The organism is Pedobacter sp. A2324 (genome assembly GCF_059693705.1).
The window spans coordinates 230,896-252,292 of the sequence record NZ_JCASSK010000003.1; the positions used below are offsets into that span (position 1 = coordinate 230,896).

Here is a 21,397-nt window from a genome sequence, read left to right on the forward strand (position 1 = left end):
AAATCATTCAGGCTTAACCCTTAAAGCCACTCATTGTTTAAAATATCTTTAATATGGTAGGTGGTAATTATACTGGCACCCGCTCTGGCAAAAGCATGCATGGTTTCCATTACTACTTTCTGTTCGTCAATCCAACCGCGTTGAGCAGCGGCTTTTACCATAGAATACTCTCCGGAAACATTGTAAACAGCTATAGGTAAGTTAGTATCCTGCTTTAACCGCTGAATTATGTCGAGATAAGCTAACCCAGGTTTAACCATTAACACATCTGCACCTTCCTGTTCGTCCAGTTGAGCTTCACGTAGGGCCTCCAATGGGTTTCTAAAATCCATCTGATAGGCTTTACGATCTCCTTTACTTGGGGTACAGTCGGCCGCTTCTCTAAACGGTCCATAGTACGCAGAAGCAAATTTGGTAGCATGGCTCATAATCGCTGCATTTACAAATCCATTATCATCCAGCAAATTCCGCATCGCCTCAATTCTACCATCCATCATATCCGAAGGTGCAAACATATCAGCACCAGCCTGGGCATGTGTTAAGGCCATTTTAGCAATTACATCAACAGTTTTATCATTTTGAACATAATCGTTTTCCATGATCCCACAATGTCCGTGAGTGGTGTAAGAACAAACGCATACGTCAGTAATCACATACAAATCTTCACCAAATTGTTTCTTCAGTTCACGAACGGCGGTTGGTACCAATGAGTGATCATGATAAGCTGATTTTGCATCAGCTGACTTTTCATCTCCCACGCCAAAAATCATCACCTTGTTCAGGCCTCTCTTTAATCCTGCTTCTACATCCTTTACAAGCGTATCAACCGAATAATGGTTGACGCCCGGCATCGCATCAATAGCATGTGTAACACCCGTTCCTGGTACCACAAAATAGGGGTAAACAAACATATCTTTAGATAGCCGGGTTTCGGCTACCATCTCTCTCACCAGTGGATTTTTCCTCAATCTTCTCGGACGATGTAACATATTCTAATTAATATCAAGTATTTATTTTCGAGAGCTGATCAACTTATTATTGAACTCAAATTATTTTTGCTCAGCAGTGAGAATGCGGTTTTCCAGCCACTATCTCTATTTCATATCTATTCCAAAAACAGCTTCTGCTAATCCAATCTCATCTGGCGAATATGGTAAAGTGTACTTAACACCCATTTCATCAAATTTCTTACCAGTAGAATTTCCAATGGCAATTACCTGTTGTCCGGGCTCCAGTAAATTATCCGCGAAATAAGCATCAACATTTGATGGACTGGTAAAGATCAGTACTTCGGCATAACTCTGATCGATATTTTCTTCAATTACGGTTTCATAAATGGGTAAATCGATCACTTTTGCATCTGCTGGCAAAGATTTTTGAATCGACTGCAAAGAATCCTGAGCTCTTGGGAAGAGTATATTTTTACCTGAAACCAGTTTCGCGAAATCCTCGGCAACCTCTGTAATGTCGCCACTTGAACCAACGAAATCGGCAAAGTGGTTGAATTTACGTAAAGCGTCTTCCGATCCCCGCCCAACCACACCAAACTTAGTTTTCTTGGGTAATTGAGGTTTCAGGTTGAAGAAATACTCCACACTGTTTCTGCTACTGAAGAAAATCCAATCAATATTTTTTAATATGAACTGATCTAAAACTGTTACGATCGGGAAAGTCCGGATTAATGAACGGCCTTCAATTTCAATATTGTTACTTTCCAGCGCTTTGCGGAAATAACTATGTTCACCAATGTCGCGGGAGATAAAAACCTTTGACGGTTTTTTTCTATCCTGATCAAACTTGGCAACAATCTTCTCTGCTAATCCATTGGTAGTTTCCGAGCGGATAAATAAACGTTCCGGGAAATCATCAGCCGTTTCAGCTTTTGACGTCCAAACTTCGAATAAACCATCTTCTTTTTTGCAATAGCAACCTAAAGGCATGTGACAGCCCCCTTCAAAAAGATTTAGGACTTTCCGTTCCACGCCAACTTCTTCAGCCGTTTCAGGGTGATGAAGTTTTTGTAGGGCGTCAAACAGTTCAGTATCATTCTCCCTGATTTGAATGGCCAAAGCACCCTGAGCAGGAGCAGGAACAAATTCAGTAGGCTCCAGTTCTTCAACATGAAATTCACTAACATCTAAACCCAAACGTTTAATGCCTGCCTTAGCCAGCATAATGGCGTCGTAGTTTTCGTCACGAAGTTTTTGAATACGAGTGGGAACATTGCCACGCAGATCTTCAATCTCCAGATCGGCACGTAAACCCAAAAGCTGTGCCTTCCTCCTATTGGATGAGGTTCCAACCATCGCCCCTTTTTTTAACGACATCTTCTGCGAAATATCTACACAATCTTTCAAAATTAGAAGATATTCAGTAGCTTCTTCACGAGGAGGAATAGCGGCTATAGTTAACCCGGCGGGGTGTGTAGTGGGCAAATCTTTTAAGCAATGTACAGCAAGATCGATTGTACCCCCTAAAAGCTCCTCTTCAAGTTCCTTTGTAAAAAAACCTTTTCCTTCTAATTTATCTAATCTTAAGTTCAGAATTTTGTCACCCTGAGTTTTTATGATTTTGATTTCCGACTCTATTCCTATAGCAGTCAATTCTGACTGAATATGATTTGCCTGCCATAAAGCAAGTTCGCTACCGCGTGTTCCGATGGTTAATTTCTTCACTATAAACTTTTAATGAACTGCAAATTTAAATTAAATAGTGCTTTATCCTATGAATTGTTTAAAAATGAGACAGTGAGGTTACAGATGAGATCATTCCAGGCATTTCTATGACACAGGTATCCTGATTTATGTAAACACAGAATATCCAGGCAATCACATAACCGGAATTTAAAGGCAGAATTGAAAATAATAATATGATAAAGACAGACTATATCAATATAAGCACGGAAGAACTAAGATTGATTAACCAGAATTTCTTTAGCCATGATCATTGGAACGCTGATGCATTTTTTTTCCATGTAATTCATCACACGTTCCAGAACTTCGCGTGAAGCATCATCCATCTGACTAATTTCGTCAGCAAACACACCATTTAATGCCGTATTTTTAATTTCTTTAATTTTACGGGGCACTTCCTGCATGGCCAATTCAATGCGGCGTTGTTTTAAAACTGTGAAAAAATCAGCGATATTATTGCTGATGATATCTTCAGCATGCACAAGCTCGTTGTAGCGCTCCTGAATATTTTTACGGGCAACCTCTTTTAAAGATTCTACCTCGATGTAATGAACAGGGTTGTTATGAATTACCGCAGGGGCAACATCGTTAGGAATAGCCAGATCTACAATGACTTTTTTGCCAGTATCGCCATTCAGCAATTTTGCATAAAGCGTCTCGCTGATAATGGCTTCGGTTGATCCTGTACAGGTGATGATTACATCAAAGCCCTCATCAAAATGTTCTAAAGCTTCTAAAGGATAGGCTTTACCATTCAACTCTTCAGCAAGTGTTTCTGCTTTGGAAAGCGTACGGTTGAAAATAGAAAAGTTTGAATATTTATGTTTATTCAGGTATTTGGCAATATTTTGATTGGTTTCACCTGCACCAATAATTAAGACACGTGAGTTACCACACATGTTCAGTTCTTTCAGCTTACGATAGGCCAGCGAAACTACAGAAACAGGATTTTTTGAAATGTTAGTGTGCGTATAAACTTCCTTCGCCGTTTTTACAACCCTATCCATAATCATGCGCATGTAGTCGCCAGTGAAACCAGCATCGCGGCAATTTTCATAGGCTCTGCGTATCTGAGCAAGGATTTCTTTTTCGCCAACAACCAGACTCTCTAAAGAGCACGATGTTCTCAACAAGTGATTAAAGGCCTCTTCATTCTCATATACGGTAACGTTATCAAGAAAACGCTCCATAAACTCAGGAGGCAAACCCATATCCAGAACAGTGAGGAATTTCGTTACGAATTCTTTGTTTGTTTTTTCTTTAGTCAGAAAAACAAACTCTACCCGGTTACAGGTACCGATATAAAAAATTTCGCTAACAGGAAGTTCAGCTTGAATATTTTTCAATCTGCTGTCTAAACTCTGGTCACAAATAACTAACTTCCCTAAAGACTTCAGGTCGATGTGGTGATGCGTAAAAGCTATTACTTTTAAATATTCCAAGTGCTTCCGTTATTAACTATTATCGGGATACAAAAGTAATACGGTTGGTGCATGTCACCGTCATTAATCTGTAATTTACATTAATTTAGAACGGTTTTAAATAGAAGCTTAACCCTGACAATAGCACAGTCAATGATGCAATAAACATTTAAAAAGCTGAGCTACTCACACTACTACAATAACAAAATCACCTTTATTAGGTTTATATGCTATATCAACTCCTTAAACTATGATTACACAAAATGATTTTAGCCTTAGCGGTTCAGATGGAAAATTAATTATCGGCGACATTACTTTCGATGATAAAAACCCAAATACGCCAATTGTACTCTTCGTTCACGGCTTCAAAGGTTTTAAAGATTGGGGTGCCCATAACCTGGTTGCACGGTATTTTGCGGCCAACGGCTATCGTTATATCAAATTCAATTTATCACACAGCGGCGTTCCTGCTGAGCATCCGGCAGATGTTACAGATTTAGAAAGTTTTGCCAATAACACCGTATCAAAGGAACTTTTTGACGTGAATGCTGTTCTGGATTTCATCGAAAAAGCGTATGGAAAAGATGCCGAAGTTAATTTAATCGGACACAGCAGGGGCGGTGGATTAGCAATCATTGAAGCATCAAATGATCTGCGAATTAAAAAATTAATTACCTGGAGTGCTATATCTGCATTTGATAGTCTTTGGAAAAAAGAGCAGGAGTCAGATTGGAAGAAAAATGGGAAGATCTTTGTAACCAATGCAAGAACGAAAGAACAAATGCCTTTACATGTTGCATTGCTTGAAGACTTTGAGAGCAACAACGAAGCATTAAATATCATGGAGGCCGCAAAGAGAATCAGTATTCCATGGTTAATTGTGCAGGGCGACGATGATGTTAACGTTCCTTACGAAAATGCACAAAAGCTGGCAGATGCCAATCCAAACAGCAGGCTCAAAAAAATTGAAGGTGCAAATCATGTATATGGTGCATCGCATCCATATAAAAGCGAAACCTTGCCGCCACTTTTATTTAAAGTATGTGAAAAAGTGTTGATTTTTTTGAGCGAATAAACCACCCATTAAAAAGGGAATTGCAGATCATGAAACTCAGTTCCCTCCTCTTACAAATCCACGCATATCACTTCCGCTCGGACTTTGAAAAATTTCCAGGTCGAAATATGGAACAGCAGCAAGTAAATGGTCAAAAATATCAGCAGCAACCTCTTCAAATTTTTTCAGCCCTTTTTCTTTAGAGAATACGTAAATTTCTATTGGAAGTCCGTTTTCTGTTGCTTGTAACTGGCGAACCATAAAAGTCAGGTCGGTATTGATATAAGGATTACTTTGGAGGTATTTTTCTGCGTAGACGCGGAAAGTGCCGATATTAGTCATATGCCTCCCATTTACCAGGTTCGATGGATCGACCGTGTTTTCCTTATTATATAATTCGATGTGTTTCTGGGTTTCGCTCAGATATTCCTTTAAAAAATCAATGGTTTTTAGACGGTCAATAAGCTCATCATCGCAAAACTTAATGCTGGAAATTTTAATATTGATATGTCGCTTTATCCTTCTCCCCTCACTTTCTTCCATTGCCCGCCAGTTCTTAAACGACTCACTAACAATAGCATAACTTGGTACAATGGTTACAGTTTTGTCCCAATTCCTCACCTTAATAGTGGTTAAATTTATCTCTGTTACCTCCCCGTCAGCGCCATATTTTTCAACTGTAATCCAGTCGCCCACCCGAACCAAATCGATAGCGCTCATTTGTACTGAAGCGACGAAACCTAAAATCGGATCGCGAAAAACAAGGATAAAAACCGCAGTAACAGCACCAAAACCTCCAAAAATGTATAGGGGTGATTCATTCAGGATAATCGAAAGAATCAAAACAAATCCTAATATATAAATGATAATTTTTGCAACCTGCTTATAACTCCTCACAGGCTTATCTGCGTATTTCCTGGAAGACTCCATAATGGAAACGAGGGCATTCAGGAAAGCATTTATGGCGAACATAATTGCTAAAACCACATAAATCCTGGAAATAATTAACGCATAAAACAGCCAGTTTTTGAAGTCCAGAAATACATAGGGAACTGCATTGTAAATAATATAAGCACCGAAAATGAGTGCAAATGCCCTGAACACCCTAAATTCGAACAATGCTTTTTGCCAGTCAGGTTTAGTCTTTGCGCTTTTAACAGCTGCAATAAACGCCTGTCTGGTAACGAAAATTGTAACGAACAAAAATAGTGTTACCCCGATAAATCCCAGCAAAAAATAGGAATATACCAGCTCTCCGCCAGTTAGCCCTTGCTCCGTCAAGAGGCGGCGTAATTCACTAAATATTGTTGGAAATTGGAGGATTTTCATGAAGGAATGTTTTTAAACTTTTTCCACCCAATTACCATCATCCTTGATAATATTAATCAATTCATCCAAAGCAAAGGCAGTAGTTACATTTTTCTTAACCACTTCCTGTCCGCGGTAAAGTGTAATCTTATCAGGTCCTGTACCAACATAACCATAATCTGCATCCGCCATTTCACCCGGGCCATTCACAATACAGCCCATTATTCCTATTTTTAAACCTTTTAAATGATCTGTACGTGAGCGGATTAGCTGAGTGGTTTCCTGCAGATCAAAAAGTGTTCGCCCACAACTGGGGCAGGAAATATATTCTGTTTTACTGATTCTTGTCCTTGTTGCCTGTAGAATACCAAAGCTGGTGGAATTAACAAGCGATAAATCATGTCCACGGGCATCTATCCATATTCCATCTCCAAATCCGTCGGTAAATAGCGCACCGATATCTGTGGCGGCATACAATGTTAAGGTATCCGCATCAAGGCTATTATAGCTTCTTTTTATGATAACCGGAACTTGAATATTTCGTTCCTGCAATCCTACAAAAAATGCCCTTTGCTCCGCCATTCCATGCAATGCTCCAGTTTTAAGAATCAGAACAACATTGGTGAACTGATTAATTTTTAAGTCTTTTAACTGGCTGGCATCAATTTCAAGAAAGTTCAAAAACTCATCCTTCATATCCGTTTCGTCAAATTCCGCTAACGAAAACAACGGATGACAGTTGTTTTTGTCTTTTAATTTAAGCCAGGTTTTATAATTGTAAATCTGCTTCAGGTTTCCGGGAAATGAAAATGAAGGCAGATGATCACCAAGAAATGCTAAATCAAAAGCCTGATCAGCAAGATTATATTTATCCAGAATAGCGCTGTAATGGTAACCAACCGAACTTAGGAAATAGGGATCTTTAAGGTTTTCACCAGAAACATCAATCATCACCGAAGGATGGTGGTGCCCACCTATGTGCTGAACAGCTTCAGTAATCCTTCGCGAGTAAGCATATGGAGAATAAGTCTTAACAGATGAGGTGAGCGGCAAAACTGGTGAGGTAAAACCAGATTCCTGGATTAATGCCTCCGGACCTGATTTTCTAACAGCGTAACGGTCTGCAAGTGCTTTGGCTACCGGTGCTTCAAATTCAGGATCTTCAGTTAAAGAAACACGTATGGTATCGCCCAATCCGTCTTCCAGCAAAGTACCTATGCCAACAGCTGACTTAATCCTTCCATCTTCCCCATCTCCGGCCTCAGTTACCCCCAGGTGCAGAGGGTAATTCATTCCTTCTTTAACCATGGTTTCAACTAGCAAACGATAGGCCTGCACCATCACTTGTGTGTTACTGGCTTTCATGGAAATGACCAGGTTATAGTAATTCTCTGCTTCACACATCCGGATGAACTCCATTGCCGATTCAACCATCCCACGTGGCGTATCTCCATAATGACTCATGATCCGGTCAGAGAGCGAACCATGATTGGTTCCGATACGCATAGCCGTACCGTATTCCTTGCAGATTTTAATTAGCGGAATAAACTTTTTGTTAATCCGCTCAAGCTCGGCGCTATAGGCATCCTGTGTATATTCCAGGTTTTCGAATTTCTTTTTATCGGCATAATTACCGGGGTTAACACGAACTTTTTCTACAATTCTCGCTGCCATTTCCGCAGCATTGGGTGTAAAATGTATGTCGGCAATGAGCGGAACATCGTAGCCACGAAAGCGCAGTTCTTTTTTAATATTGGCTAAATTTTCTGCCTCCTTAATGCTCGGAGCAGTAATCCGTACATATTCACAGCCCGACTCAACCATGCGGATGGTCTGCTCTACTGTGCCAATGGTGTCCATCGTATCAGTCGTCGTCATCGATTGAATGCGGATCGGATTATGACCGCCTAAGGCAATATCACCAATCTTCACCTCACGGGTTAAAAACCTCGAATACCGTGTTAAACTGTTACAATATCCACCACTTAATTCATGCTGTGCCAATATATTTTCCATGCGATTGCAAAGATATAGATAGAATTTCGAATGAGAGAATTTTGGATGAGAGAATGCCCAAAAAGCTATATCAACCTGTCTTTTACAACTAAGGTCTCAGCAGCTATATCGTGCCAGCATTGGTTTTTCTTATTTAGAAAACAATATAAATAACCAAAGAAAAGAGGTAGTACGGAAAACATCCGGCAGATGTTCCTGGCAAGAGATTTACCAAATGAAATCCTGCTTCCTTCAAGGTCAGTAACCTTAATACTCAATATTCTTTTTCCGAGAGTGCCTTGCCTTAGTGATGATTCAGCAAAAATGCTGTATATAATCTTTACAATGAATATCATCGGGAAAGGGGCTGTAATTGCCAGCATCCTTTGTTCCTTGCCCTCAATAAAAATAAAGCTGGTTAAAACGATCACGATATAGATTCCGAATATCAGGAAGTGATCAATAACGGAAGCAAGCAGTCGCTGATCAAATGAGGCAAAGTACTGAGGTGCAGTTTTCTGATAAGTAAAACCCAGAAGCTCACGCAATTCTTCCATTGCGTGAGCTTCCTTATAATCATCCATACCCGGTTTGCGGACAAATGTATTTGGCTTTATGTTTAAATCTTTCAGTTCAGCTAAACTGTAAGGACCTTGTGGCTTACCGTTAACCACAACTGTGTACTGATCAGGATTTGTAGGATTCAAGGATTGTGATTTAATATCTGCTTACCTCAAAGTTACTTAATCCGCCATCTAAATTGATAAAGATTTTTTTAGTTGAGGTTTTATAGTTTGAAGTTTCATATACGCCTTCACTCAGTTTTTCAAATCCTTCAAAGTCCTTTGCAGATAAACCTGTTTTGGTTTTGATCCTGCAACCAGAGGTTTCAGGAATCTTAATTTCGACATTGGCTACCCCCGATTTAACAACCACATCGGTAATGGGTAGCAAATCGCCAAACTTAATATCCAGCGCAGCTGCCCCGCCATCAAAACGGAAAGTGCGAACTTTGTAATCAGTAAAATCGAAGTTCGCCTCCCCTGCTCCTAATTTCATCAGGATATCCCATTTGGCAGCCTTGTTAAGCTTGAATCCGACATCATTGCCGTTGTCGCCAAACTTCCATTTACTTTTACGATCGTCCATACTAAAGGTGAGCACAGTTGCAGAATCTGTAACCAATTTCTTCAAAGAGAAATTACCATGACGTTTCTTCACATCAGCATTGATTAAAGATGATGTTTCACCATCCAGGTTGAATGAAAGTCCGCCTCCTGAAATATTTAAAACTGTTTTTTTAGCGCTGTCGGTGTCAACAAAAGGCTCCGATAAATTCAACATATTAAATGCCGTATCCTGATCGTCGTTATGGTCATCATCAATGTTAACATCTATATCTTTTTTGAAATTATTACCCCACCAGTTTCCTCTTTGCGGTTCTTGCTGACCTTTAAAAAACAGAAATGAAAGAGAAATCACCAGTACGGCTATGGAAATAATGCTTCCGGTTTGCGAATTGTTCCGGTTAAATAAAATATTTAAACCACCTATAATCAAAAATATTGGCCAGAATCCCCAAACATTACGCCAGTAAAAATCTATGATTCCAAAGTTTTCCAAAAGGAGTACACCGCCAATAAAAAGCAATATAATACCCCATATTAATCTATCTAATTTCATATGTAATTATGATTGAGGGTTTGTTGATGTAGAATTATTTTCTTCAGGTTGTTTTTCCTCCACTATTACCGTTTCAGAAAAATCAGCTGCTTTTTTGTCTTGTTCCTGGTTTTGCTGATTTTGAAAGTTAGCCCAGTCGTTCTTTCTTTTTGATTTCGCGATAATACTGATTCCCAATGCAATAAACACCATTGGCCACATGAATTTAAAGAAGTTGCGGAATGTGAACCAGTTGGGTATAAAATCCAGCTGATGCATCAAAAAGAAACAGCCCATTACCAGCATCAGCAAGCCGGCTACAGTTCTGCCAGTATCATTTGGTTTATTGAATTTATTAAATTCCGGCTGTGTTTCAAAAGGTTTCTTTTGCTGATCATTTACAGGTTGTGTCCAGTTTGTGTTTCCTGTACCAACTGGCCCGGTAAACGGATTCGCTGAGTCAAATGGGGCAGCGTTTTTATTAAAATAATCATTAAATTTTGAAAACCTTCGTGCCGGGTCGTTATTCACCGGAACAACGATCCATAGGATAATGTAGGCAACAATTCCTGTCCCAAACAGAAAAAAGACAGACAGAGCAAAGAGTAGCCTCACAATGGTAACTTCAACCTGCAAATATTCAGCAAGTCCAGAAGCCACCCCTGCAACCATCTTATCGTGTTCATTTCTAAAAAGCTTCTTTTCCATAACCTTACTTTTAAATGTAAACTAAAAATCAAGCGGCGTCATTAAAACCTCATCCACATTTACTCCAGCGCTCAGCTGTAAAATGGTGTAAAGTGTTTCTGCGATGTCTTCAGGTTGCACAAACTTCTCGTCAGGAATCTCAGTTCCCTCCCAGGATGATGTTTTTGTAGAACCTGGCAAAAAAGCTGTAACCTTTACATGGTGTGGCGCTAATTCCTGCCGCAATACATGATTAAGACTTAACATCGCTGCTTTTGTTACACTGTAACTGCCGCCATTTTTTACGGGTGAGTTGCTGGCTACTGAGCAAATGTTAAAAATGTGTCCACGCCGCTCTAAACGCATCTTTTTTGCAAAAAACTTACTGATATAATAGCAGGCATTCACATTTAGGTGTTGCTGATTTTCGAAAGCTTCATCCTCTTCATCTAATAAACTTCCCGGCAAATACGTCCCTACATTATTAACCAGAACATCTGCAAAACCTGCAGTTTTTTCTACCTCATCCAGAAAATGATATACGTCATCTTTAATGGAAAAATCTACCGGATAAACATCTATTTTCCTTCCGGGCTTAATTAAACAGGTTCTCATTTCTTCCAGATCCTTTAGGTTTCTTGCTGCTATGACTAAATCATAACCATTTTCATAAAGTTTAACAGCTATAGCCTTCCCAATTCCTTTAGTAGCGCCCGTAATTACAGCTTTCATTTTTTGTGGATTAATATTTGTTGACAAAAAACCATATTTAAAATCAAAACCACGAATAATTTTGTAATTATCAAAGACCAACAACTTTTTTATCGTTTCTTTGTAGTATTATATATGTTCATTTAAATTAAGCAACACATAAAGAATGAATTTTACCAATTTCGGCAGATACATCCTGCTTCTAAAATCTGTATTTAGAAGGCCGGAAAAACTAAAAATATACTTAAAAGAAATAGCCAAACAAATGGACTACATCGGCGTAGGGTCATTGGGTTTAATAGCCATTATTTCTACATTTATCGGTGCTGTAATGACGCTGCAAATTGCATTCCAGCTGGTAAGCGACTTTATCCCAAAAACCATTATTGGATCTGTTAACCGGGATTCGAGTATCCTGGAACTGAGTCCAACCATCAGCGCCATCGTGCTTGCAGGTAAAATAGGATCAGCAATTTCATCAGAAATCGGATCAATGCGTGTTACCGAGCAAATCGATGCATTGGAGATTATGGGCATCAATGCGCCGGGTTATCTTATTCTTCCAAAAGTGTTGGCAGGTATTACCATGGTACCCATGCTGGTTATTATTTCAATGTTTTTGAGCATTTCCGGAGGATACATCGGCGGATCTATTTCTGGTGCAGTTACGCCTGCTGAATACATACAGGGGATTACAACCGATTTTAACCCATATACGATTGTAGTTGCACTTGTTAAAGCCTTCGTATTTGGATTTATCATTACTACTGTACCCGCCTACGAAGGTTTCTATGTTAGGGGTGGTGCTTTAGAGGTTTCTCAGGCAAGTACAAGAGCCGTTGTAATCAGTTGTATATCCATTTTGGTTTGCGATTATTTAGTTACCCAATTGTTATTATAATGATCGAGATTAAAGATATATACAAGTCATTTTCGGGAAATGAAGTTTTAAAGGGTATTTCCGGAAAGTTTGAAGAAGGGGTTACCAACTTGATCATTGGCGGCTCAGGGTCAGGAAAAACAACTTTGTTGAAATGTATGGTTGGTTTGCACCAGCCCGATTCAGGATCTGTACTTTACGATGGACGCGATTTTACCCCTATGACTTACGAAGAGCGTATCGAAGTGCGTAAAGAAATAGGCATGCTGTTCCAGGGCTCAGCGTTGTTTGACAGCATGACCGTTGAGGACAATATTATGTTTCCTTTAAATATGTTCACCGATCAGAGCAGGAAAGAAAAAATTGAGAGGGTCAACTTTTGTCTGGAACGCGTTAATCTCGCCGGAAAAAACAAGCTATTCCCGGCCGAGCTTTCAGGTGGAATGAAAAAGCGTGTGGGTATTGCCCGTGCCATTTCAATGAATCCAAAATATTTATTCTGTGATGAGCCTAACTCCGGTTTGGATCCTAAAACATCTATTGTGATCGATGAGTTGATTCAGGAACTTACAGAAGAGTTTAAAACTACCACGATAGTGGTAACACATGACATGAACTCTGTAATGGGCATCGGAGATTACATTTTATTTTTGCACGAAGGAAAGAAATTCTGGGAAGGCAGTAATAAAGAAATCGCACATACCGATATCAAGGAACTCAACGATTTTGTTTTCGCCAGTCGCTTCATGAAAGCTGCAAAAGACAAGTTTTAGATAACAACCCTCCCTGCGGGGAACATAAAATAATACATGATACAATTACTTGCCCCCACCCATTGGAAAGATTACGAACTGATTGATTGCGGGGATTTTGAGAAATTAGAACGCTTTGGAAACGTGACCCTGATCCGTCCTGAACCTCAGGCAGTGTGGAAGAAAACATTGACAGAGCAAGAGTGGAAAAAAACAGCCAACATCACCTTCCGGGGTCGCTCAGCCACTTCTGGCGAATGGGTAAAGAAAAACCCTGCAACGCCCGACCGCTGGCATGTGGAATATAAAAATGATGATGTTTCCATCAAACTTCGCCTGGGTTTAACTTCATTTAAGCATGTGGGCGTTTTCCCGGAACAGGCGGTTAACTGGGATTATATATCATCGTCCATTAAGAAATTTAAAACTCCACAGCCTAAAGTACTCAATCTTTTTGCTTATACCGGTGCAGCATCTATGGTTGCCAATGCTGCCGGTGCCGATACCACACATGTTGATTCGATCAAGCAGGTAGTGACCTGGGCCAATGAAAACCAGGAACTTTCTGGGTTGAAAGACACCCGCTGGATGGTAGAAGATGCATTAAAGTTCGTAAAAAAAGAACTTAAGCGTGGTAAAAAATACAATGGAATTATCCTCGATCCACCGGCATATGGCCATGGCCCTAACGGAGAAAAATGGAAACTGGAAGATCACATTCAGGAAATGATGCAGGATGTTGTGCAGCTGCTAGATGAAAAGGAACATTTTTTGATCCTGAATACCTATTCACTTGGCTTTTCTTCCGTAATTGTCGAAAATCTGATTCGTACCTCATTTCCAGGTGTTAAAAATTTGGAAACTGGTGAGTTATATTTACAAGCCACTGCCGGCATCAAATTACCACTAGGTGTATTTGGTAAATTCTGCAATGTGTAAATGTTAATTACTTTATTTTAAACTATACCATTTACCCCCTATTTTCATATCCATCAGATCCGGAAAAAAAATCTAAAATTTAATTCTATAATACATCTATGAAATTACCTCAATTAGCTGGTACCCTTATACTGGGTTTTGCCGCCATCAGCCTGTTTGCCAACTGTAACTCCGATGGTAAAGGCAGTAACGGCGTAAGCAAAATCTTCACATCAGACACCACTAAAAAGAAAACAGATTCAACAGTGAATGTAATGAAGCCTGTTGATCCGAAATTATATGATTCGCTTACAAAAAAACTTGCCAATGGCGATACTACGGGTAAATGGCCGGTAAAAAACCAGCCATATCCTTTAGCAGGTGCAATTTTACCATTTAAACGTATCGTGGTTTACTATGGAAACCTTCACTCCAAAAAAATGGGGGCTTTGGGCGAATATGCGCCTAAAGAAATGTGGCAGCGTTTGAATGCCGAGGTTAAACATTGGGAAAAGGCCGATCCTTCCACACCTGTACAGCCAGGTTTACATTATATTGCTGCAGTGGCCAGCGGAACTCCTGGCAAAGATGGTAAGTACATTAACCGCATGGGAAACAAGCAGATTGATTCGGTATTGAAGATTGCGAAAATGCAACCAAATACGATTGTGTTTCTCGACCTTCAGGTTGCACTAAGCACGATTAAAGCTGAGCTTCCTCACATTGAAAAATATCTTGAGCTACCTTATGTACATTTGGGTATTGATCCGGAATTCTCTATGAAGGACGGCTCTTTGCCAGGTAGAAAAATCGGGACATATGATGCAGCAGATGTAAACTACGTTACAGGATATTTAGCAGACATTGTTAAGAAGCATAACCTGCCTCCAAAAGTTTTTGTATTACACCGTTTTACAAAGAAAATGGTTACCAACTCTCCAAACATTAAATTACGCCCTGAAGTACAGGTTGTTGTACACATGGATGGATGGGGTGAACCAGAATTGAAAAAGGGTACCTATCGCCACTTTGTTTATGGTGAGCCCGTTCAGTTTACCGGCTTCAAGCTATTTTACAAGAATGACCTGAAGAAAGCACCAAATAAATTGCTAACTCCCGAGGAGCTACTTAAGCTTACTCCAAAACCCATATATATTCAGTATCAGTAGCATATTAAAAAGGGTGTCTTCAGGCACCCTTTTTGCTTATAAAATCACCTAAATGCCCTGTTGGCTGAAATAAACAAATCTACCTTTCATTTATTTCGTTGAGACATTTCTTCGGGTACTGTTCGGGAAGTGTTCGGGAAAACACCCCATTTCTTCGGGAAGTGTTCGGGAAGGGTTCGGGAAGCGTTCGGGAAGCGTTTGGGAAAGCTTCGTCTCCTGATCGGGATTTCTCCCGGAAAAGTTCGTATAAACATCGCCTCAAATTCGGGAAGTGTTTGGCTTTTCTTTGGGTAAAAGCCGAACAACAGGCGAGCCCATCCCAAACATTACCCAAACTTTTCTAAACTTTGTCTCGGATTTGTCTCAGCCGAAACCCGATCAATTGCCAAAAACTCTAAGATGCATTTCATAACAAACGCTATTAATGATACAAGCCTCCTGTAATATCCATAATGTAAAACGGACTTTTTAAACACACGGTTTTATTCAGCATTCCTTCCACCAGGAATCTACAATGGCATAACTTTCGTATAATAGCTATTATGCAAACAGCAATTTTTGGAGGTGGGTGCTTTTGGTGCACGGAAGCAATATTTCAAAGCCTGAAGGGTGTAGAACAGGTAATTTCAGGTTATATGGGCGGTGAACTAAAGCATCCAACCTATATGGAAATTTCAAATGGTGGTACAGGACATGCGGAGGTGGTTAAAATATCTTTTCACGACAAGCTTATCTCATTCAATGAGTTGCTATTGATTTTTTTTAGAACCCACAATCCAACGCTGTTAAACAGGCAGGGGAATGATATCGGAACGCAATACCGATCCATAATTTTTTATGAGAATGAGGCCCAGAAAAACGAGGCAGAAAAACTCATAGTGGAATTAACCAGGGAACATGTTTTTGATAAGCCCATTATAACACAGATTGCGCCTGCCGAAGCGTTTTATGAGGCCGAAGACTATCACCAGAATTATTTCAATAAGAATCATGGCAAGCCTTACTGTGCTTTTGTTATTCAACCCAAGCTAAACAAACTGGCAGAACAATTCCGGCAGAAAATTAAACCTGAGCTATCCAGCTAACAGGCTACAGCTTTTCCGGAAAACCGTTATTCGAACGTTAAAAGCGCATGCTGACTTGCAGTATGAATATCTCTCCAAACGCGGTTTATTTCTGTTTCTTTTCTGGCGGCTTCAAGACCACAAAAAGGAAATAAAAAATCGCACGCGCTTCTGCAAGCATGCGCAAGCTTTCGGCTTGAGCGGCTCACTTCGTCCAGACTGGATTCCGATATCGATTTACCAGATACTAACTGTTCCCAGGAATCGTCGAAACAATGGTAGAATGCTTTCTTCAGTTCCTTCACTTCGCTCTTGCACCGATTTAACTCATTTTCGAAATACCTGATCTGTTCCTCGTTATATCTTTTTAATCCTGACCTTGAGAAGAATGACTGCTCCACCAACCTGATGAAGTGATTAGACATCCCCAAACTATTTACAGCCAATGTGGTTTCTGCCAGCTGTAGAAAAGGATAATCAAATCCCTCGTCGGCAACCTCGATGGTATTGTTTATCCTGAATGTACGATTAAGGGGTACTTCCAGGTTACTTACTTCAAAGGCATGACTTCCAGTAGCGATTAATCCAAAATATGACCAGCCCGAAAGGATATTTACTTCATTTTTTTTCAAAATAAATGACATCACTTTCGGATTTCCATCTTCATCAAGTATATCGGTACCATCGGTGTTTTTAAGGCTGCAGTTTGCTGTAAATATGGTTGCATGCAATGCGCCGCTGGCATATTTCCAATGCCCGTTTATTAAATACCCATTAGTGGTTTCAATCGCTGTTCCGCCTATTGCTCCGCTCCCTGCAAAGCATACCGCTCTATCAGCAAACACTTCTTTTGCCAGATCGGGGTTTAAAAAACCAGCAAACCAGGCGGCACCGGCACAAAGCGTAACCGTCCAGCCCAGGCTGCCATCAGCTTCTGCCAGCTCTTCTTCAAGGCGTAAAATTTCCGGAAGCTTTTTACCTGCCCCCCCATAAACTTCAGGAACAAAAAGCTTAAACCAGTTTTCCTGATAGGCCAGTTCTAAAATTTCCGGATGTAATTCGCCCATTTGTTCTGATTCTGAAGCAAACTGAGCTACAGTTTCCTGCCAGGTTTTTGTGATGGTGTTTTGCATATGATCATCTTATACCGCAGTGGTGCGGATTAAAAAGCTATAGAAACGTTAATTAAACTTTCGTAATTCTCTTTTACCTACAATTTTCTTCCAGTCTAAAAAGCCAAAAATGGCTACAATAAATAAAAATGTAGTCAGGCAAGCCATTAGGGGAAGCTTTTTATGAAACAATAACGGAATGGCAACAATATTTGAAACATTCAGAAAAATCCAGTTTTCAATTTTACGTTTTGCAAGAAGCCACATACCTGCCCACGCTGTTGATGAAACGAACGCATCCAGTAGCGGTACATCAGAATCAGTATGGTTTCTGAGTACAAAGTAGAATACAAAAAAACCTATAACTGAGATCAATATCGCAATCAGCAGTTCATTATTTGTACTCCATGCTACCTGGTTTTCGCCGTCTAGCTTACGTTTCTTCCAGATTATCCAGCCGTAAACACTCATTACCAGATAATAAATACTCAATAACATCTCTGCATAAAGTTTTACATTTAGCAGCAAAAACATAGATAATAGAATAGAAACAATTCCGGTAGGATATAACCAGATGCTGTTTTTCTTTGCCAGTAAAACCTCAGAAACGCCGAAGCCAACCGCCAGCCATTCTACCAGCGAGGTATGCAGAATTTGTTCCTTAAAAAGCCCGAACCAATCTTGAAAATTCATTTACAATAAATACCTTAAAGCCAATAAAAAATAATTGAAACCTGCTTTCAGGGCGAAACAGTATTGTAAATTTAACCTCTTCCCTCCGCCGGCATTATCCGGATCAGGTGCATTCAAGGTTGAAAGAGGCAGATTTGTTGGGTGGAGAGGGAACCCTCTGCCATCCTAATGTTCTACATTTACCTTAAAATGGGTATAATCTCAGCCTTTCGATTGCAACAGAAATTGCGGATTTGAAAAGCACCCCTTTGAGTGAGGCAAATATAGTTTTTAAATTGAAAGATTTTAATTTTTATTCAAATTGATTGTCTTGCTATGGCACGGTGAGACACAGTTCTGTTTCCAGATGGCTGGAACAAACGGTGTCTCACAATGCAAAGCTTTTAAAACAAGCCTAACTGACCTTTGTCATCAATCTCGATATCATCCGGATTGGTAATTTCAAAATCAACCTTCTTAACAACAGTATCGGCGGTTTTTGCTTTTGCCTCCTCTTTAGGAACTTCTTTTTTTACAGTTTTGGATACAGGTTCAGCTGCTGATTCTTGTTTCACCGGTAACTTGTCCTCTGGCAAAACTTCATTCTTACGTTCAAACTTAGGCTTTGACTTTTCTTCAACATGTACTTCGGTCTTCCCGGTGGCTATAGGAGCTTCAGCAGGCGCTTCGAGGTTTTCCTCCGTTCCTATACCATCTGCTTCATCTAAGGTGCCACTTTCTTCTCCGCCATCGTTACCTTCTACATCTCCTGTGTCTTCTATTTCCGGTTCCTCGAGTACAACCTTTTGTACGTCGTGAGGCGATAAACGGTTACCGTTTGCTTTCAAACCTTTCACATCAATCAGTTCAGCCAAAACGAGATCAAGCGTTTCAGGAGTTTGAGTTTTACCTTTTAATACATCAACTATCACTTTTGCCAAAGGATTGGCTGTTAGGAAAAGTAGTTTCGATTTAGCTTCTTCACTGATAAAAATCACCTTTTTGCCGTTTGACTGAAGTTCAAAAACGAAGCGTTTAATAAAATAATTCTGGGCTTTTCCGTCGAAATGAACTGCGGCAAAGGTTTTCTCGGGATCGAACTTCTGAATCAGCAGTAAATTATCGTCAAAGTGATTGCTTAACTCAAATGAACTTAGTTCGTAGTAACCATCTTTATGAACCTGTAATATCCGGTCATCACCGTCAAATTCACCAAGGTATTTACCTCGTCCATCAACATTCAGGCGCTTCAATAACTCATCATACCAGATTTTAAGTCCCGAAAGTGTAGATACACCTTTAGTCTTTAAGATAATTTTCTTCACCGGATACTTCGAAATGATATTACCCTGCGAACCGCGTCCCTTAATGGCAACTTCTGCAAAATCCTGGTCGAATTGCAGTTTACGTAACTTCGAATGCGGTTTTAATGCCACATTTACCACTTCTGCCTCTCCATTTGGATTGGCAGTGAAGTATAGTACCTTGGAACCTTTAGATCCCTTAGTCAAGTCATATTCTTTGTCACGGGTTACTCCCACCACAGCAAAGCGTTTGATATAGGCTGTTCCGGAAGCGCCGTCTTTATAAATCATATTGTAAATGGTGCGCTCATCGTTTTTCTTAAATACCTGTGCGTGGATGATACCCTTACCTACAAAGGTTTTATCAGCTACTTTTGTAATCATGCATTTACCATCCTCGCGGAAAACAATTACCTCATCAATATCAGAGCAATCGGCAATGAATTCGTCTTTTCTCAACCCCGTGCCGATGAAACCATCTTCCCGGTTAACATATAGCTTAACGTTTGCCAATGCCACTTTAGAAGCTTCAACCCTGTCAAATAGCCTGATCTCGGTTCTACGCTCTCTCCCCTTACCATATTTATCTTTCAGCTTCTGATACCAGGCGATAGCATAATCCGTTAGATGCTTCAGGTGATTTTTCACTACCTTGATTTCATCTTCCAGGTTTTTCATTTGTTCATCAGCCTTCTTTACATCAAAGCGGGTAATGCTACTCATCGGCTTATCGATCAGTTTCTTGAAATCTTCAGGAAGTATTTCGCGATAGAGTGTTGGTTTAAAAGGTTCGAATAATAAATGTAAAACCTCTACTACGGTATCGAAATTGGCTGAGTTTTCATATTCAGGATTTTTATACATTCCCTCCTGAATAAATATTTTTAAAAGGGAACTGAAGAAAATCTTTTCCTGTAACTCGTGTAAACGAATCTCCAGTTCTTTTTTTAATAATGCTTTGGTATGCTTTGTATTTTCAATCAGGATATCGTTAACACTCATAAAGTGTGGTTTATCGCCCTGGATAATACAAGTATTTGGAGAAATAGAAACCTCACAGGCTGTAAAAGCATACAAGGCATCGATGGTTACATCGGGCGAAATACCTGGTGCCAGATGCACTATAATTTCGACACTTGCTGCAGTGCTATCCTCAATTTTTTTAATTTTGATTTTGCCCTTGTCGTTAGCAGCCAGAATGCTGTCGATAACAGAGCTGGTAGTGGTGCTGTAAGGAACTTCTGTAATCACCAAAGTCTTTTTATCTTTTTCGGTGATTTTAGCACGAACACGGATTTTGCCTCCCCGCTGTCCCTCATTATAATTTGAGAAGTCGGCAGCGCCTCCGGTAAAGAAATCGGGTAAAATATTCGGGCGTCTGCCTTTTAGCACCTCAATCGACGCATCTAAAAGTTCTATAAAGTTATGGGGCATTACTTTCGTTGCCAAACCAACGGCAATACCCTCTGCTCCCTGCGCCAGTAATAGTGGAAACTTTACGGGTAAGGTAATTGGCTCATTATTCCGCCCGTCATAACTCAGCTGCCACTCTGTAGTATCAGGATTAAACACAACCTCATTTGCAAACTTTGATAAGCGGGCTTCAATATAACGTGGAGCAGCTGCACTGTCGCCAGTGATGGGATCGCCCCAGTTTCCCTGCATATCGATCAGCAAATCTTTCTGGCCTATCTGAACCATCGCATCCCCAATTGAAGCATCCCCATGTGGGTGGTACTTCATCGTATTACCAATCACGTTTGCTGCTTTGTTGAAACGGCCATCATCCATCTCTTTAAGAGAATGCATAATCCTCCGCTGAACAGGCTTTAGTCCGTCATTAATGTGAGGAACGGCACGATCCAGAATTACATAAGACGCATAATCGAGGAACCAGTTTTCATACAATCCATTGATAGGTGTGATAGTGTGCTTTTGTTCTCCGTTTAGGTTTTGGTCTATTTCTTCACTCATCTATTTACAAAAATTGGCAGC

At 40.0% G+C, this 21,397-nt stretch carries 18 protein-coding genes; 6 read left to right on the top strand and 12 right to left on the bottom strand.

The window, feature by feature from the left end; translation table 11 throughout:
* Positions 1-20: 20 nt before the first annotated feature.
* From hemB to hemA, 3 genes are all read right to left on the bottom strand, one after another.
* On the bottom strand, positions 21-989 hold the full coding sequence (gene hemB, locus AC570I_RS10320) for a porphobilinogen synthase (RefSeq protein ID WP_047798654.1): 969 nt from the start codon (positions 987-989) through the stop codon (positions 21-23).
* Positions 990-1,094: 105 nt separating this feature from the next.
* A complete protein-coding gene (gene hemC, locus AC570I_RS10325; protein WP_197082376.1) occupies positions 1,095-2,675 on the bottom strand; it encodes a hydroxymethylbilane synthase in 1,581 nt (526 codons plus the stop codon).
* 233 nt (positions 2,676-2,908) lie between these two features.
* A complete protein-coding gene (gene hemA, locus AC570I_RS10330; protein WP_497405386.1) occupies positions 2,909-4,135 on the bottom strand; it encodes a glutamyl-tRNA reductase in 1,227 nt (408 codons plus the stop codon).
* Between the two features lie 229 nt (positions 4,136-4,364).
* Here hemA and AC570I_RS10335 point away from each other — a divergent pair, with 229 nt between their 5' ends.
* Positions 4,365-5,189: an alpha/beta hydrolase family protein gene (locus AC570I_RS10335; protein ID WP_497405387.1), complete on the top strand. Its 825-nt coding sequence runs from the start codon at positions 4,365-4,367 to the stop codon at positions 5,187-5,189.
* Positions 5,190-5,225: 36 nt separating this feature from the next.
* On the opposite strand, the gene AC570I_RS10340 is transcribed toward AC570I_RS10335, so the two are convergent.
* From AC570I_RS10340 to AC570I_RS10365, 6 genes are all read right to left on the bottom strand, one after another.
* Entirely contained in the window at positions 5,226-6,497 is a 1,272-nt protein-coding gene (locus tag AC570I_RS10340) for a mechanosensitive ion channel family protein (RefSeq protein WP_047798658.1), read from the bottom strand.
* A 12-nt stretch (positions 6,498-6,509) separates the two neighbouring features.
* Positions 6,510-8,492 (bottom strand): (E)-4-hydroxy-3-methylbut-2-enyl-diphosphate synthase, encoded by a 1,983-nt coding sequence (gene ispG / locus AC570I_RS10345; RefSeq protein WP_497405388.1) that lies wholly within the window; start codon positions 8,490-8,492, stop codon positions 6,510-6,512.
* A gap of 65 nt (positions 8,493-8,557) precedes the next feature.
* Positions 8,558-9,178 (bottom strand): RDD family protein, encoded by a 621-nt coding sequence (locus AC570I_RS10350; protein ID WP_497405389.1) that lies wholly within the window; start codon positions 9,176-9,178, stop codon positions 8,558-8,560.
* Positions 9,179-9,188: 10 nt separating this feature from the next.
* Positions 9,189-10,154, bottom strand: coding sequence for a toast rack family protein (locus AC570I_RS10355; RefSeq protein WP_047798661.1), 966 nt, complete (start codon positions 10,152-10,154; stop codon positions 9,189-9,191).
* 6 nt (positions 10,155-10,160) lie between these two features.
* Positions 10,161-10,841 (bottom strand): PspC domain-containing protein, encoded by a 681-nt coding sequence (locus tag AC570I_RS10360; protein ID WP_047798662.1) that lies wholly within the window; start codon positions 10,839-10,841, stop codon positions 10,161-10,163.
* 21 nt (positions 10,842-10,862) lie between these two features.
* Positions 10,863-11,552: an SDR family NAD(P)-dependent oxidoreductase gene (locus tag AC570I_RS10365; protein WP_497405390.1), complete on the bottom strand. Its 690-nt coding sequence runs from the start codon at positions 11,550-11,552 to the stop codon at positions 10,863-10,865.
* Positions 11,553-11,697: 145 nt separating this feature from the next.
* Here AC570I_RS10365 and AC570I_RS10370 point away from each other — a divergent pair, with 145 nt between their 5' ends.
* From AC570I_RS10370 to msrA, 5 genes are all read left to right on the top strand, one after another.
* The gene (locus tag AC570I_RS10370; RefSeq protein WP_047798664.1) at positions 11,698-12,432 is read left to right on the top strand and encodes an MlaE family ABC transporter permease; all 735 of its coding nucleotides are present in this window, start codon (positions 11,698-11,700) and stop codon (positions 12,430-12,432) included.
* Positions 12,432-13,184: an ABC transporter ATP-binding protein gene (locus AC570I_RS10375; RefSeq protein ID WP_497405391.1), complete on the top strand. Its 753-nt coding sequence runs from the start codon at positions 12,432-12,434 to the stop codon at positions 13,182-13,184. Before AC570I_RS10370 ends, AC570I_RS10375 begins: the two co-directional genes overlap by 1 nt.
* 36 nt (positions 13,185-13,220) lie before the next feature.
* Entirely contained in the window at positions 13,221-14,102 is an 882-nt protein-coding gene (locus AC570I_RS10380; RefSeq protein WP_047798666.1) for an RsmD family RNA methyltransferase, read from the top strand.
* A 98-nt stretch (positions 14,103-14,200) separates the two neighbouring features.
* Positions 14,201-15,250: a hypothetical protein gene (locus AC570I_RS10385; protein WP_497405392.1), complete on the top strand. Its 1,050-nt coding sequence runs from the start codon at positions 14,201-14,203 to the stop codon at positions 15,248-15,250.
* Between the two features lie 542 nt (positions 15,251-15,792).
* A complete protein-coding gene (gene msrA / locus AC570I_RS10390) occupies positions 15,793-16,335 on the top strand; it encodes a peptide-methionine (S)-S-oxide reductase MsrA (protein ID WP_497405393.1) in 543 nt (180 codons plus the stop codon).
* 26 nt (positions 16,336-16,361) lie between these two features.
* Here msrA and AC570I_RS10395 read toward each other — a convergent pair whose 3' ends face one another.
* The 3 genes from AC570I_RS10395 to AC570I_RS10405 all read right to left on the bottom strand — a co-directional run bounded on the left by AC570I_RS10395 (position 16,362) and on the right by AC570I_RS10405 (position 21,376).
* A complete protein-coding gene (locus tag AC570I_RS10395; protein WP_497405394.1) occupies positions 16,362-17,447 on the bottom strand; it encodes an acyl-CoA dehydrogenase family protein in 1,086 nt (361 codons plus the stop codon).
* Between the two features lie 48 nt (positions 17,448-17,495).
* Entirely contained in the window at positions 17,496-18,119 is a 624-nt protein-coding gene (gene pnuC / locus AC570I_RS10400) for a nicotinamide riboside transporter PnuC (protein ID WP_497405395.1), read from the bottom strand.
* 383 nt (positions 18,120-18,502) lie between these two features.
* Positions 18,503-21,376: a DNA gyrase/topoisomerase IV subunit A gene (locus AC570I_RS10405; RefSeq protein WP_497405396.1), complete on the bottom strand. Its 2,874-nt coding sequence runs from the start codon at positions 21,374-21,376 to the stop codon at positions 18,503-18,505.
* Positions 21,377-21,397 lie beyond the last annotated feature (21 nt).

Bases quoted from the DNA above. Each gene is read 5' to 3' on its own strand.
- hemB (WP_047798654.1), bottom strand. From the start codon at position 989: ATGTTACATCGTCCGAGAAGATTGAGGAAAAATCCACTGGTGAGAGAG.
- AC570I_RS10335 (WP_497405387.1), top strand. From the start codon at position 4,365: ATGATTACACAAAATGATTTTAGCCTTAGCGGTTCAGATGGAAAATTA.
- AC570I_RS10340 (WP_047798658.1), bottom strand. From the start codon at position 6,497: ATGAAAATCCTCCAATTTCCAACAATATTTAGTGAATTACGCCGCCTC.
- ispG (WP_497405388.1), bottom strand. From the start codon at position 8,492: ATGGAAAATATATTGGCACAGCATGAATTAAGTGGTGGATATTGTAAC.
- AC570I_RS10355 (WP_047798661.1), bottom strand. From the start codon at position 10,154: ATGAAATTAGATAGATTAATATGGGGTATTATATTGCTTTTTATTGGC.
- AC570I_RS10360 (WP_047798662.1), bottom strand. From the start codon at position 10,841: ATGGAAAAGAAGCTTTTTAGAAATGAACACGATAAGATGGTTGCAGGG.
- AC570I_RS10365 (WP_497405390.1), bottom strand. From the start codon at position 11,552: ATGAAAGCTGTAATTACGGGCGCTACTAAAGGAATTGGGAAGGCTATA.
- AC570I_RS10370 (WP_047798664.1), top strand. From the start codon at position 11,698: ATGAATTTTACCAATTTCGGCAGATACATCCTGCTTCTAAAATCTGTA.
- AC570I_RS10375 (WP_497405391.1), top strand. From the start codon at position 12,432: ATGATCGAGATTAAAGATATATACAAGTCATTTTCGGGAAATGAAGTT.
- AC570I_RS10380 (WP_047798666.1), top strand. From the start codon at position 13,221: ATGATACAATTACTTGCCCCCACCCATTGGAAAGATTACGAACTGATT.
- AC570I_RS10385 (WP_497405392.1), top strand. From the start codon at position 14,201: ATGAAATTACCTCAATTAGCTGGTACCCTTATACTGGGTTTTGCCGCC.
- msrA (WP_497405393.1), top strand. From the start codon at position 15,793: ATGCAAACAGCAATTTTTGGAGGTGGGTGCTTTTGGTGCACGGAAGCA.
- AC570I_RS10395 (WP_497405394.1), bottom strand. From the start codon at position 17,447: ATGCAAAACACCATCACAAAAACCTGGCAGGAAACTGTAGCTCAGTTT.
- pnuC (WP_497405395.1), bottom strand. From the start codon at position 18,119: ATGAATTTTCAAGATTGGTTCGGGCTTTTTAAGGAACAAATTCTGCAT.
- AC570I_RS10405 (WP_497405396.1), bottom strand. From the start codon at position 21,376: ATGAGTGAAGAAATAGACCAAAACCTAAACGGAGAACAAAAGCACACT.